11 protein-coding genes are annotated in these 12,695 nt (G+C 71.5%); 7 read left to right on the top strand and 4 right to left on the bottom strand.

Annotated elements, in window-relative coordinates:
* Window positions 1-74: 74 nt before the first annotated feature.
* The 4 genes from C6N40_RS10105 to C6N40_RS10090 all read left to right on the top strand — a co-directional run bounded on the left by C6N40_RS10105 (window position 75) and on the right by C6N40_RS10090 (window position 4,283).
* The gene (locus tag C6N40_RS10105; RefSeq protein ID WP_106990902.1) at window positions 75-1,010 is read left to right on the top strand and encodes an ABC transporter ATP-binding protein; all 936 of its coding nucleotides are present in this window, start codon (window positions 75-77) and stop codon (window positions 1,008-1,010) included.
* Window positions 1,007-1,774, top strand: coding sequence for an ABC transporter permease (locus C6N40_RS10100; protein ID WP_106990901.1), 768 nt, complete (start codon window positions 1,007-1,009; stop codon window positions 1,772-1,774). The genes C6N40_RS10105 and C6N40_RS10100 overlap by 4 nt, the downstream gene beginning before the upstream one ends.
* 83 nt (window positions 1,775-1,857) lie before the next feature.
* Entirely contained in the window at window positions 1,858-2,976 is a 1,119-nt protein-coding gene (locus tag C6N40_RS10095; RefSeq protein ID WP_106990900.1) for an OmpA family protein, read from the top strand.
* Window positions 2,973-4,283, top strand: a complete 1,311-nt coding sequence (locus C6N40_RS10090; RefSeq protein ID WP_106990899.1) for a hypothetical protein — start codon at window positions 2,973-2,975, stop codon at window positions 4,281-4,283. Before C6N40_RS10095 ends, C6N40_RS10090 begins: the two co-directional genes overlap by 4 nt.
* Window positions 4,284-4,343: 60 nt before the next feature.
* Here the strand turns inward: C6N40_RS10090 and C6N40_RS10085 are convergent, their stop codons facing one another.
* The gene (locus tag C6N40_RS10085; protein WP_106990898.1) at window positions 4,344-5,129 is read right to left on the bottom strand and encodes a TatD family hydrolase; all 786 of its coding nucleotides are present in this window, start codon (window positions 5,127-5,129) and stop codon (window positions 4,344-4,346) included.
* 76 nt (window positions 5,130-5,205) lie between these two features.
* On the opposite strand from C6N40_RS10085, the gene C6N40_RS10080 reads away from it, so the two are divergent.
* From C6N40_RS10080 to C6N40_RS14320, 3 genes are all read left to right on the top strand, one after another.
* Window positions 5,206-6,243, top strand: a complete 1,038-nt coding sequence (locus C6N40_RS10080) for a serine hydrolase domain-containing protein (protein WP_162782188.1) — start codon at window positions 5,206-5,208, stop codon at window positions 6,241-6,243.
* 30 nt (window positions 6,244-6,273) lie between these two features.
* Window positions 6,274-8,754 (top strand): ATP-dependent helicase HrpB, encoded by a 2,481-nt coding sequence (gene hrpB, locus C6N40_RS10075; protein ID WP_205208593.1) that lies wholly within the window; start codon window positions 6,274-6,276, stop codon window positions 8,752-8,754.
* A gap of 95 nt (window positions 8,755-8,849) precedes the next feature.
* On the top strand, window positions 8,850-9,320 hold the full coding sequence (locus C6N40_RS14320; protein ID WP_114683942.1) for a histone: 471 nt from the start codon (window positions 8,850-8,852) through the stop codon (window positions 9,318-9,320).
* A 121-nt stretch (window positions 9,321-9,441) separates the two neighbouring features.
* Here C6N40_RS14320 and C6N40_RS10065 read toward each other — a convergent pair whose 3' ends face one another.
* The 3 genes from C6N40_RS10065 to C6N40_RS10055 form a co-directional block, all read right to left on the bottom strand.
* Window positions 9,442-11,241 carry a DUF885 domain-containing protein gene (locus tag C6N40_RS10065; RefSeq protein ID WP_205208592.1) on the bottom strand — a complete coding sequence of 600 codons (1,800 nt, stop codon included), beginning with the start codon at window positions 11,239-11,241 and terminating at the stop codon, window positions 9,442-9,444.
* A 35-nt stretch (window positions 11,242-11,276) separates the two neighbouring features.
* On the bottom strand, window positions 11,277-12,035 hold the full coding sequence (locus tag C6N40_RS10060) for a class I SAM-dependent methyltransferase (protein WP_240183498.1): 759 nt from the start codon (window positions 12,033-12,035) through the stop codon (window positions 11,277-11,279).
* A 76-nt stretch (window positions 12,036-12,111) separates the two neighbouring features.
* A complete protein-coding gene (locus C6N40_RS10055; protein ID WP_106990895.1) occupies window positions 12,112-12,657 on the bottom strand; it encodes a pseudouridine synthase in 546 nt (181 codons plus the stop codon).
* Window positions 12,658-12,695: the final 38 nt, after the last annotated feature.

The following is a 12,695-nucleotide window of genomic DNA, read 5'->3' as shown; positions in this document are numbered from 1 at the left end:
GCCGGGTGCGGCGAGGACCCTATAATAAGGCCCCCGTCCGGCCGGCGCAGCGTCGGCACGGTCCCAGGAGCACCATGCAGACCCAACCCGCGCTGGAGATCCGCGATCTCCGCAAGACCTACGACAACGGCGTCGAGGCGCTCAAGGGCGTTTCGCTGAGCGTCGCGCCCGGCGACTTCTACGCCCTGCTCGGACCCAACGGCGCCGGCAAGTCCACCCTGATCGGCATCGTCAGCTCGCTGGTGAACAAGACCTCGGGTGACGTGTCGGTGTTCGGCATCGACCTGCACGCCCGCCGCTCCGAGGCCATGCGCCTGATCGGCCTGGTGCCGCAGGAGATCAACTTCAACATGTTCGAGCAGCCGCTCGACATCCTGGTCAACTACGCCGGCTTCTACGGCATCGAGCGCGAAGAGGCGCTGGTGCGCGCGGAGGAGGAGCTGAAGAAGGCGCAGCTGTGGGACAAGGCGCGCAAGATGTCGCGCACGCTTTCGGGCGGCATGAAGCGCCGGCTGATGATCGCCCGCGCGATGATGACGCGGCCGAAGCTGCTCATCCTCGACGAGCCCACCGCGGGCGTGGACATCGAGATCCGCCGCGGCATGTGGAAGACGCTCAAGGAGGTCAACGCCGCCGGCACCACGGTCATCCTCACCACGCACTACCTGGAGGAAGCCGAGAGCCTGTGCCGCAACCTGGCGATCATCGACCACGGCCGCATCATCGAGCAGGGCCCGATGAAGTCGCTGCTGGCCAAGCTCGACGTCGAAGGCTTCCTGCTCGACGTGGACGGCCAGCTGCCGGCACGGCTGCCGGAGATCGCCGGCGCCACCCTGCTGGCCGAAGACGACCACACCATCGACCTGGAGATGCCGCGCGAGATGGAGCTCAACCGGGTTTTCGCCGCGCTCGACGCCGCCGGCATCAGGGTGCGTTCGATGCGCACCAAGTCCAACCGGCTCGAGGAGCTGTTCGTGCGCATGACGGCCAGGCCGGAGGTGAAGTCGTGAGCCCGAACCTGGTCGCGCTCTACACCATCGCCCGGCGCGAGGTGGCCCGCATCCTGCGCATCTGGGGCCAGACCCTGGTGCCGCCGGCGATCACGATGACGCTCTACTTCCTGATCTTCGGCAGCCTGATCGGTTCTCGGATCGGGCCGATGGACGGCGTCGGCTACATGGATTTCATCGTGCCGGGCCTGGTGATGATGTCGATCATCCAGAACGCCTACGGCAACATCAGCTCGAGCTTCTTCGGCGCCAAGTTCGGCCGCCACATCGAGGAGATGCTGGTCAGCCCGATGCCCAACTGGGTGATCCTGGGCGGCTATGTCGCCGGCGGCGTGCTGCGCGGGCTGATGGTGGGCGCGATCGTGCTGGGCATCGCCATGTTCTTCACCACCGTGCGCATCCCGCACCCACTGGTGACGCTGACGACGGTGCTGCTGGGCGCGGTCATCTTCTCGCTGGCGGGCTTCGTGAACGCGGTGTACGCCAGGAAGTTCGACGACATCGCCATCGTGCCGACCTTCATCCTCACCCCGCTGACCTACCTGGGCGGCGTGTTCTACTCGGTGAAGCTCCTGCCGGGCTGGGCCGAGGCGGCGACCCACCTCAACCCGATCTTCTACATGGTCAACGCCTTCCGATATGGACTGCTTGGCCAGAGCGACGTTCCGATAGCGACGGCCTATGGCCTGATGCTGTTCTTCGTGCTCGCGCTGGGCGCGCTCGCCCTGCGCCTGCTCTCCCGGGGCGTCGGCCTGCGCAGCTGAAGGCGGGTTGGCGCGATCCGGCCCCGGATTGCGTGTATTTCCGGTGACACGCGCCCCCCCGGCGCCCACCCCGGAGCCCGTCGATGAGCCTGAGCCACCGTCTGTCCTGCCTTGCCGTCCTGCTGGCGCTGGCGGCCCCCGCCGCCGCCCAGGACATCGGGCGATCGCTCAAGCGAACCGCCGAACGCGCGGTGCAATCGGAAGTCGAACGCGCGGTGGACCGCGAGGTGCGCCGCGCCACCCGCTGCGCGCTGGGCGACGATCGCTGCGCCGCCGAGGCCCGGCGACGCGGCGAGGACGTCGAGTACGTCGATTCCCGCGGCCGCGTCGTGCAGTCGGCACCCGCCGCGGGCGGCCAGGCAGCGTCCGGCCCGGCCTTCCGCGTGCTGCCCTACGCCGGCTCGAGCCAGCGCGAGGAAAAGGTGCTGGCCTTCGACGGCTATGCGTTCGTGGTGGGCAGGGAGAGCAACGGCGACCTGCGCAGCCGCCAGGTGGAAGGCCGCGTCACCAAGACGATCTACGACAACCCGTCGGGCCGCTCCACGCTCGAGATCCTGCGCAACTACGAGCAGGCGCTGCGCGGCCAGGGCCTGCGCGTCGTGCACCAGTGCGCAGGCCGCGGTGAATGCGGCGGCACCGGCACCCGCGAATCGAACTGGTATCGCGTGGCCGACATGAACATCGGCGTCGGCGGCGACTTCCGCTACCTCGCCGCCGAAGGCCGGGTGGGCGCCAGCGCGGTGAGCGTGGCGGTGATGGTGAACAAGCAGCGCAGCTGGGTCTACGTGGTCGAGGGCGAGGCGATGCAGACCGGCCAGGCCGGCGTGAGCGCCGACGAGCTGGCGGCGGAACTGGCGGCGGCCGGCGTGGTGCGGCTGGACGGCATCTACTTCGACACCGGCAAGGCGACGCTCAAGCCGGAGTCGGCCGATGCGCTGGCGCAGGTGGCCGAACTGTTGCGGCGTGATCCCTCGCTCAGGCTCGAGATCGTCGGCCACACCGATTCGGTCGGCAACGCCGCCGCCAACCAGCGCCTGAGCGAGGAGCGCGCGCTGGCGGTGCGCTCGGCCCTGGTGATCGAGCACCGCGTGCCCGATCGCCGCCTGCGCTCGCGCGGCGCCGGCGCCAGCGAGCCGGTGGCGCCCAACACCAGCGAGGCCGGCCGCGCGCTCAACCGGCGCGTCGAGCTGGTGAAGCAATGAGCCGGCGCGGCGTCACGTTCGCCGTTGTCGGCGCGGTGGTGGTCGCCGGCGTGGCGCTGGCGGCCACCGGCGTGCTGCCCAATCCGTTCTCCTTCCCGCCGCCCGAGGTGGTGGAGTCGGGCAGCGACGAGGCTCGCGCCGCCGGCGAGATGACGATGCCGCCGCCGGCCTCGGCCAGCGACCCGTTCGCGCCCAACCTGCCCATCGTCGAGTCGGGCAGCCCGGAGGCGCGTGCACTGGCCGGCGAGGAGATCGAGAAGTTCGGCGTGCCGCCCAATCCCTTTGACCTGCCGCCGATCCCGGTGGTGGAGTCGGGCACCGAGGACGCCTGGATTGCGCACGGCGAGACCTTCATCGACCTGGCCGAAGAAGAGCGGCTGGCGGAGATGCGCCGGCAGGTGGAGGCCACCTTCGCGGCCAACAGCCGGTTCCCGCCCAACCCCGAGTCGGAGATGGGGAGTTACCGCTTCGACCTGATGATCCGCCAGCTCATCGATTCGTCCGAAGGGCTCGGCGAGATTACCTACTTCGTCAACAGCGCCGACAACAGCCAGCTGTTCCTGCCCGGGTTGATGGGCAACTGGATGCCCGGCGGCGGCAACTTCGCCCAGGGCGAGGTGCACTTCGCGGTGCGCCAGGCCGACGGCGACACCTTCATCTGCGGCAAGCACCAGGAGATCGGCCCGGCCTGCCTGCTGCTGGGCGACGACCTGGGTTCGGCCTTCGGCTGGTTCCGGGACATGAGCCTGCACCGCGATTTCCTGGCCTCGATCCCGCGCACGCCGCAAACCCTGGGCGAGGGCCCCGGTGGCAACGTGCAGGGCATCCGCGGCAAGGGCGACGGCATCATGCTGCAGATGTGGGTGAGCCGGCGCCCCAGTTCGATCGCCACGCAAATGCCCTTCCTGGGCGCCGGCGTCGGCGTGTTCAAGGACACCCGCATCCGCGCCAACCGACTGGTGCACCGCACGCGCTGGGAAGGCGGCGACCTCGACGGCGGCGACCTGGTGTTCGACCTCGTGGAGATCGGCCCGGCCGAACAGAGCGTGGACAGCAGCGACTACCGCTTCGTCACCGCCTTCACCGGCCAGGGCCTGGTCGAGGCGATGACCTTCGGGAACCAGCTGCCGGCCTGGCAGGGCGAAGCCCGGGCGATCCAGGAAGCCCTCGATGCGTGTCCCTCCGGCCGCGCAGGCAGCGACTGCCGCAAGTTCAACCGCCAGCGCATGAAGGAACTCAATGAGCGCGTGCGCGACCAGGCCCTCGACTACGGCCGTCGGCACGGCCTCCCCGTCGACGACGAATGAAAAAGAAGGGGGTCAGGTTCACTTCCGCATCTGCGGAAGTGAACCTGACCCCCTTTCTTGTCAGAGGCTGAAGAAGGTGGCGGCGGTGGCGGTGGCGGCGGCGGCGGTCACTTCCACCGGCTCGCCGCGGTCGCGGGCCAGCTCTTCGACGATGTGCGCCAGGTACATCGGCTCGTTGCGCCGGTGGCTGGGCATCGGGCGCACGGTGCGCGGCAGCAGGTAGGGCGCGTCGGTCTCGATCATCAGGCGATGCGCCGGGATGTCCTTCACGAACTCGCGCAGGTGCCTGCCGCGGCGCTCGTCGCACAGCCAGCCGGTGATGCCGATGTGCCAGTCGCGGTCGAGGTAGTCGTAGCACTCCTCGCGCGTGCCGGTGAAGCAGTGCACCACGACCGGGCCCAGCCTGCCCTCGAACTCGCGCATGATCGCCATGAAATCGCCGTGCGCGTCGCGCTGGTGCAGGAACAACGGCAGCCCGGTTTCCGTCGCCAGCTCCAGCTGGCGCTCGAACGCGGTGCGCTGCGCCGGACGCGGCGAAAAATCGCGGTGGTAGTCGAGCCCGCACTCGCCGCCGGCCACCACCTCGGGCTCGGCCTGCAGCGCGCGCAGCTCGGCGATCGCCTCGGCCGTGCACTCCACCGCATGGTGCGGATGTACGCCCGCCGTCGCCCAGAGCATGCCCGGGTGCGCCTTGGCCAGCTCAAGCGCCCGCACCGAACCGGCCCGGCTGGCGCCGGTGACCACCAGCCGGTTCACGCCGGCCGCGCGCGCCCGCGCCAGCACGGCGTCGAGGTCGTGGTCGAAGCTTTCGTGGCCCAGGTTGGCGCCGATGTCGATCAGGTCCATGCGGTCTCCGCCGGCAAAGGCCGGGATTTTATCGCCCCGCGGTCAACGTCGCGCAGACCCGGGCGTTGAGGCAGGCATGAAGACCCTCGCCGCCCTCGCACTCTGCCTGCTGCTCGCCACCCCCGCCGCGCCCCGGGCCGCCTGCGCCGACCCGGCGCGGGACGCCCTGCAGCCGCTGGTGGCCGCCCACGGCCTCGACGGCGCCTCGCTGCGCCTGTCCACCGCCAACGGTCCGGCGCGACGCTGGCACGCCGGCGCCAATGACGATGCGACCCGCGTGCCGATCGCGTCCGCCAGCAAGTGGCTGGCGGCGCTCACGCTGGCGCGCGTGGTCGAAGCCGGCGCGCTGCGCTGGAACAGCCGCGTCGGCGAGCACTTCCCCGACGCGCCGGCGGCCACGCACGCCATCACGCTCGAGCAGCTGCTCTCGCACACCAGCGGACTGGCCGCCGGGCCCGCGCCCTGCCTGTCCCGGCGTCGCGGCGAACTGCAGGCTTGCGCGCGCGAGATCCTCGCCGAGGGCGTCGATGCACCGCCGGGCACCGTGTTCGCCTACGGCGGCAACGGCATGCAGGTGGCCGGCGCGATGGCCGAGCGCGCCACGGGCCTCACCTGGGACGCCCTGTTCAAGCGCGAGATGGTCCGCCCGCTGGGCCTCGGCGGCAGCGACTGGCGGGCGATGGCGCGCCGTGCCGGCTACGTACGCAACCCCAACCCGCGCATCGCCGGCGGCGCGCGTTCGACCCTGGCCGACTACGGCAAGGTCGTGGACATGGTGCTCGCCGACGGCCGCCACGCCGGCCGGCCTTTCCTCTCGCCGCGCACGATCGAATTCATGGCGCGCGACCGCACCGTGGGCCTGGCCATCGGCAAGCGGCCCGACACCGCCGACGGCATGGGCTATGGCCTGGGCCAATGGGTCGAGGCGCGCGATGCACGTGGCCGCCCGACGCGCACGTCCAGCCCCGGCGCCTTCGGCTTCACGCCCTGGGTGGACGAGGCGTCGGGCGTGGCAGGCGTGCTGCTGGTGCGCGGCCGCGGGCGCGCGATGCGGCCGGCGATCAGTCGCCTGCAGCAGGCCTGCACGGCGATGGCGGCCGGCGCGAACAGCTGAGCCCTGCGGCGGGCGGCTACACTGCGCGCCGTGACGAGGCCCGACTTCCCCATCCAGCCGCTGCTGCCCGAGGTATTGCAAAGCCTCGAGGCGCGCTCGCGCCTGGTGCTCGAAGCGCCGCCCGGCGCCGGCAAGACCACCCAGGTGCCACTGGCGCTGCTGGGCGCGCCCTGGCGCGGCGACGGCCGGATCCTGATGCTCGAGCCGCGCCGCGTGGCCGCACGCGCCGCCGCCGGCTTCATGGCCCGGCAGCTCGGCGAGCAGCCGGGCGAGACCGTGGGCTACCGCATCCGCTTCGAGTCGAAGGTCTCGGCGCGCACCCGGGTCGAGGTCGTCACCGAAGGCATCCTCACCCGCATGATCCAGGACGACCCGACGCTTGAAGGCGTGGCGGCGATCGTCTTCGACGAATTCCACGAGCGCCACCTGGCCGGCGACCTGGGCCTGGCGCTGGCGCTGGACGTGCAGGCGCAGCTGCGCGAGGACCTGCGCATCGTCGTGATGTCGGCCACGCTCGACGGCGAATCCCTGGCGCGCTTGATCGACGCGCCGCGCCTGACCAGCGCCGGCCGCGCCTGGCCGGTGCAGGTGTCGCACTTCCCTGCGCGCCGCGACGAGGCCTGGCTGCCGCAGCTGCGGCGCTGCCTGGCCGAGGCGCTGCAAAAGCATCCGGGCGACGTGCTGGTGTTCCTGCCGGGCCAGCGGGAAATCGCCGATGCGATCGCAGGGCTTTCGCTGCAGGACGCCGCCGTGCTGCTGCCCCTGCACGGCGACCTTCCGGTCGACCAGCAGTCGGCCGCGCTCAGCCCCGACGCCGCCGGCCGCCGCCGCGTCATCCTCGCCACCAACGTCGCCGAGAGTTCGGTCACCCTGCCCGGCGTGCGCGTGGTGATCGACCTGGGCCTGGCCCGCGAGCCGCGCTACGACCCCAACTCCGGCTTCTCGCGGCTTGAAACCGTGGCGATTTCGCAGGCCTCGGCCGACCAGCGCGCCGGCCGCGCCGGCCGCGTCGCCGAGGGCTGGGCCTATCGCCTGTGGCCGCAGAGCCAGCGCCTGGAACCCATGCGCACGCCCGAGATCGCGCAGGTCGAGCTGGCCTCGCTGGCGCTCGAGCTCGCCGCCTGGGGCGATGCGAAGCTGCGCTTCGTCGATGCCCCGCCCGGCGGCGCGCTGGCCGCCGCGCGCGAACTGCTGCAGCGCCTGGGCGCGCTCGACGACGGCCAGCGCATCACTGCCTTCGGCCGCGGTCTGCTCGAGCTGGGCACGCACCCGCGCCTGGCCGCGATGCTGCGCGCCGCGCGCACGCCGGCCGACCTGGCGCTGGCCTGCGACCTGGCCGCGCTGGTGGAAGCCCGCGACGTGCTGCGCGAACGCAGCGACGCCCTGGCCGCGCGCTGGCAGGCCCTGGCCGCGTTCCGGGCCGGGCGCGCGCCGGGCAATGCCAACCGCAGCGCGCTGGCGGCGGTGGACGCGGCCTCGAAGCAGTGGCGGCGACGCCTGCGCTGCGATGCGGCGCCGCCCGCGGAAGCGCCCGCGCACCGCCTCGGCGACCTGCTCGCGCACGCCTTCCCCGACCGAATCGCCCGCCAGCACCCCACCGACCCGCGTCGCTACCAGCTGGCCAATGGCCGCATGGCCAAGCTCTTCGACGACACCGCCCTGTTCGGCGAGCCCTGGCTGGTGGCCAGCGAGCTGCGCTTCGATGCCCGCGACTCGCTGCTGCTGCGGGCCGCGCCGGTGGACGAGGCCTGGCTCGAGCGCGAGTTCCCCGACCGCTTCTTCGAGGGCGACGTGGTGCGCTGGGACGGCGAGGCGCGCGCGCTGGTGAGCCGGCGCGAGCGCCGGTTCGACCGCATCACGCTCGAGTCCAGACCCGCCGGCCGGCCCGACCCGGCGCTGGCCGCGCAGGCGCTGGCCGATGCGGTGGGCGAGCTCGGCCTCGACGCCCTGCCCTGGACCGAGGGCCTGCGCCAGTGGCGCGAGCGCGTGCGCTGCCTGCGCGAGTGGCTGCCCGAACTGGGCCTGCCCGACCTGTCCGACGAACAGCTGCTCGCCACCCGCGACCAGTGGCTGCGGCCGGCCTTCAGCGGCAAGACCCGGCTCGACGCCCTGTCCGAGGAAGAGCTGGGCGAGGCGCTCAAGTCCGGCATGGACTGGGCCCTGCGCCAGAAGCTCGACGTGCTGGCGCCGCGGCGCATCACCGTGCCCTCCGGCCAGGACCGGCCCGTCACCTACCAGCACGGCCAGCCGCCGGTGCTGGCGGTGAAGCTGCAGGAACTGTTCGGCCTGGCCGACACCCCGCGCATCGGCGACGGCCGCGTGCCGGTGCTGCTGCACCTGCTCTCGCCGGGCGGCAAGCCGCTGCAGGTCACCCAGGATCTGCGCAGCTTCTGGGCCAACACCTACCCGGAAGTGAAGAAGGAAATGAAGGGTCGCTACCCGCGCCACCCCTGGCCGGACGACCCGTGGACGGCCACCGCCACCCACCGCGCCAAGCCGCGCGGGACCTGAGCGTCCTGCGCACGGGCTTCGCCACGTTCAGCGGTTTGGAGTTAGTCTGGTCACGCAAGCCCGTCGGACATCCGCAACCTCTCCGGAGAAGCCTCATGAGCAAGACGAGCAAGATTGTTTCGACCGCCATGGCCAAGCTGGGTGATACCGGCGCCAAGGCGAAGAAAGCCTGGGACCAGGCCGACCTGGCCAAGAAGGCCGGTGCCCTGGTGAGTGCCGGCGCCGGCGTGGCGGCGGTGAAGAAGGGGTCGTCGGCCGCGGTGCGTGCGGTGAAGAAGCACCCGGTCGGCACGGCCGTCACCGCGGCCGCGCTGGCGGCCGTGGGCGCCGCGGTCTACGCGGTGAACAAGCGCAAGAAGGCCGCCGCCGCGCCGGCCAAGAAGTCCACCGCGGTCGCCGCCAAGAAGGCCACCGCGAAGAAGGCCACTGCCAAGAAGGCCGCGCCGGCGAAGAAGGCCGCCGCCAAGAAGGTTGCGCCGGTGAAGAAGGCTGCGCCGGTGAAGAAGGCTGCCGTCGCCAAGAAGCCGGCCGCCAAAAAGGCTGCGGCGAAGAAGGCCGCGAAGTAAGGGCCGGGGTCAGACCCCTTTTCGCGCACGGCGAAAAGGGGCTGGCCGGAGATTCATCGGCGCGAAAAGGGGTCTGACCCCATTCGCGGGGGTCGGACCCAAGGGTCCGACCCCGTTTCTTTCAGCGGGCCTGGGCTTCGATCCAGGCGTCCATGCGCTGCTCGAGCACGTCCAGCGGCAGCGCGCCCTCGGCCAGCAGCGCGTCGTGGAAGGCGCGGATGTCGAAGCGCTCGCCCAGGCGCTGTTCCGCCCGCGCCCGCAGCGCGCTGATGCGCAGCTGGCCCACCTTGTAGGCCAGGGCCTGGCCCGGCGTGGTGATGTAGCGGTCGACCTCGTTCTCGATGTCCAGCCGCGCCTTGGGTGCGTTGTCGGCGAAGTAGTCGATCGCCTGCTGCCGGCTCCAGCCCTTCGCATGCAGGCCGGTGTCGACCACCAGCCGCACCGCGCGCCACATGTCGTAGGCCAGCTGGCCCATGCGGTCGTAGGGGTCGTCGTACAGGCCCATGTCGTAGCCCAGGCGCTCGGCGTACAGGCCCCAGCCCTCGATGAAGGCGGTGAAGCCACCCTGGCGGCGGAACATCGGCTGGCCGGGCATTTCCTGCGCCAGCGCGATCTGCAGGTGGTGGCCGGGCACGGCCTCGTGCAGCGACAGCGCCATCATTTCCCAGCGCGGGCGCGACTCGGGCTTGTACAGGTTCACGTAGTAATAGCCCGCGCGCAGGCCGTCGGCCGACGGGCGCTGGTAGTAGGCGGTGGTGGTGTCGGGCGCGATCGCATCGGGAATGGGGATCACGCCGTAGGGCGTGCGCGGCAGTTTGCCGAACACCTTCACCAGCTCCGGGTCCATGCGCCGGCTGATGGCGCGGTACTCGGCCAGCAGCGCCTGCGGGTCGTCGTGGAAGAAACGCGGGTCGGTGCGCAGGTGCTCGAAGAAGGCGGCCAGGTCGCCCTCGAAACCGACCTCCCCACGCAGCGACTCCATCTCGCCGCGGATGCGCGCGACCTCGGACAGGCCGATCGCGTGGATCTCGTCGGCGCTCATCGCCGTGGTGGTGTAGCGACGGGCCAGGTGGTCGTAGAAGGCGCGGCCGTCGGGGAGGTCGCCGGTGGCGACCGAATCGGCGCAGGCGGGCAGGTATTGATCGTTGAAGAAGGCCTCGAAGCGCGCCAGCGCCGGCAGCACCACGTCGGCCACCGCGGCCCGACCTTCGGCCTGCAGGCGCGCGCGCTCGGCGGCCGGCACGCCATCGGCCATGGCCAGGAAGGGCTTGTAGAAGCTGCTCTGCTCCGGCAGTGCGACGCGCTGGGCGGCGATCTGCGCCGGCACGCGCTGCATCACCGCCTTCGGGGCGACCCAGCCGCTGGCCATGCCTTCGCGCATCAGGGCGATGGTCTGGTCGACGAAGGCATCGAAGCCACGCAGGCGGGCGATCCAGTCGGCGTAATCCTTCGCCGACTCGAAGCGCAGCGCCGGCGCCATCTGCACCGCCAGCAGGTGTACGCCGCCGCGCTGGTCCACGGCCAGGCGCTGCGAGGGGAAGGCCAGGGCGTCGAGGTCCACGCGCAGTTCGCGCTGGTAGAGGTCGTAGTTGAGCTGGTCGGCCGGCGAAAGCCGGGCGCGGTCGATGCGCCCGAGCGTGGCCAGCGACTCGCGCAGCGCGGCTTCGCGGCGGGCGAAGGCCTCGGGCGAAAGGTCGGGCAGGCGGTCGTTGTAGCGCTTGTCGCCCAGGTAGCTGGCCATCAGCGGGTTGTCCTGCAGCTGCCGCTGCCAGTCGGCCTCGAACAGCGCGTGCAGGCGGGCCGCGGCGTCTTCGGCCGGCGCCAGGGCGGCGGCGGTTTCGGTGGCCGTGGCCGGGGTGGGTGAAACGAGGGCGGCGAGGGCGAGCGCCATCGCGGCGGCAAGCGCGCGGGTGCGGATCATGCGGGACTCCATGGGGTGTCGGGTGCTTCGGTGCTTCAGTCGGCCGGCGGCGAGCGACCGGCGCGGATGGACAGGGGCCAGCGTACTTCGCGCACGGTGGCGGGGTCGCCCCAGGCCTCGGCGAAGCGTTCGCGCAGCAGGTCCACGGGATCCTGCCCCTTGTCCTTGAGGTAGAGCTGGCTGGCCGACCAGGTGCGCAGGTAGGCCAGGTACTGGTCGAGGGTCCAGTTCTCGGTCATCTCCAGGTGCGGGATCTCGCCGAGCGCATCGAAATGGAAGGGCAGGTGGCGATAGCCATCCTCGATATGGCGGCGCTCGTGCGGCCAGTACGGCGCGAGCAGTTCGTTGTGGAGCTCGTTGAAGACTTCGTCGACCCCGGGCCCGACGTGCGAGATGCCGTAGCACCAGACCGCGCACAGGCCACCCGGCCTGAGCACGCGCAGCGCCTCGTTGTTGAAGCGCTCCTGGTTGAACCAGTGGTAACACTGCGCGGCGGTGACCAGGTCGACGGTGTGGGTGCGAAGCGTGCAGTGCTCGGCCGTTTCCACGCGCCAGACGATGCGCGGGTTCTGCGGCGCCCGGGCGATCTGCTCGGCGCTGGCATCGCTGGCGTGCACGCGGCTGAACCAGTGCGTGAGCGCGACGCTGGCCTGGCCGTTGCCGCAGCCCACGTCCCAGGCCAGGTCGTGGTGCCGGCACTGGTCGGCCAGCCACTGGAACAGCTCGCGCGGGTAGGTGGGACGGGCCGCGGCATAGTCCGCCGCATGGCCGGAGAAATGGTCCGGAAACGCCATCACCCACCTCCGTGAAAAATGGGGTCAGGGAACATTAACGCCCAAAGCGCCCAGGTGCCCTGGCCCCATTCTCGGGTCAGAGGGGTTCCTGGCGCCACTGGCCGGGGCGCAGGCCCTCGAGGCGGTGCGGGCCGATGGCGATGCGCAGCAGGCGCAGGGTGGGCAGGCCGACCGCGGCGGTCATGCGGCGCACCTGGCGGTTGCGGCCCTCGGTGATGGTCAGCTCGATCCAGCTGTCGGGCACCGACTTGCGGTGGCGCACCGGCGGATCGCGCGGCCACAGCCAGTCCGGCGCGCCGACCAGTTTCTGGGCCTTGGCCGGGCGGGTCGGGCCGTCCTTGAGCTGCACGCCCTGGCGCAGCGCGGCGACCTGCTCCTCGCTGGCCTCGCCTTCCACCTGGGCCAGATAGGTCTTGGGCCAGTGGAACTTCGGCGAACTGATGCGGGCGATCAGCGGGCCGTCGTCGGACAGCAGCAACAGCCCTTCGGAGTCCTGGTCGAGCCGGCCGGCGGCGTAGACGCCCTCGGGCAGCTCGAAGCCGGCGAGGGTGGGGCGCGGCGGCACGGTCTTGTCGGTGAACTGGCAGAGCACGCCGTAGGGCTTGTTGAATGCGATCAGCATCCATGCAGTCTACGCCCCATGGGAAGATGCTGCCCGGT

Source organism: Arenimonas caeni (assembly GCF_003024235.1).
GTDB lineage: Bacteria > Pseudomonadota > Gammaproteobacteria > Xanthomonadales > Xanthomonadaceae > Arenimonas > Arenimonas caeni.
The sequence above is the reverse complement of the archived record's forward strand: the minus strand, read 5'-3'. Positions and strand labels throughout refer to the sequence as shown.

Excerpts from the sequence above, each read along its gene's own strand:
- C6N40_RS10085 (WP_106990898.1), bottom strand. The coding sequence starts at position 5,129 with ATGGACCTGATCGACATCGGCGCCAACCTGGGCCACGAAAGCTTCGAC.
- C6N40_RS10095 (WP_106990900.1), top strand. The coding sequence starts at position 1,858 with ATGAGCCTGAGCCACCGTCTGTCCTGCCTTGCCGTCCTGCTGGCGCTG.
- C6N40_RS10105 (WP_106990902.1), top strand. The coding sequence starts at position 75 with ATGCAGACCCAACCCGCGCTGGAGATCCGCGATCTCCGCAAGACCTAC.
- C6N40_RS10065 (WP_205208592.1), bottom strand. The coding sequence starts at position 11,241 with ATGATCCGCACCCGCGCGCTTGCCGCCGCGATGGCGCTCGCCCTCGCC.
- C6N40_RS10080 (WP_162782188.1), top strand. The coding sequence starts at position 5,206 with ATGAAGACCCTCGCCGCCCTCGCACTCTGCCTGCTGCTCGCCACCCCC.
- C6N40_RS10090 (WP_106990899.1), top strand. The coding sequence starts at position 2,973 with ATGAGCCGGCGCGGCGTCACGTTCGCCGTTGTCGGCGCGGTGGTGGTC.
- C6N40_RS10055 (WP_106990895.1), bottom strand. The coding sequence starts at position 12,657 with ATGCTGATCGCATTCAACAAGCCCTACGGCGTGCTCTGCCAGTTCACC.
- C6N40_RS10060 (WP_240183498.1), bottom strand. The coding sequence starts at position 12,035 with ATGGCGTTTCCGGACCATTTCTCCGGCCATGCGGCGGACTATGCCGCG.
- C6N40_RS14320 (WP_114683942.1), top strand. The coding sequence starts at position 8,850 with ATGAGCAAGACGAGCAAGATTGTTTCGACCGCCATGGCCAAGCTGGGT.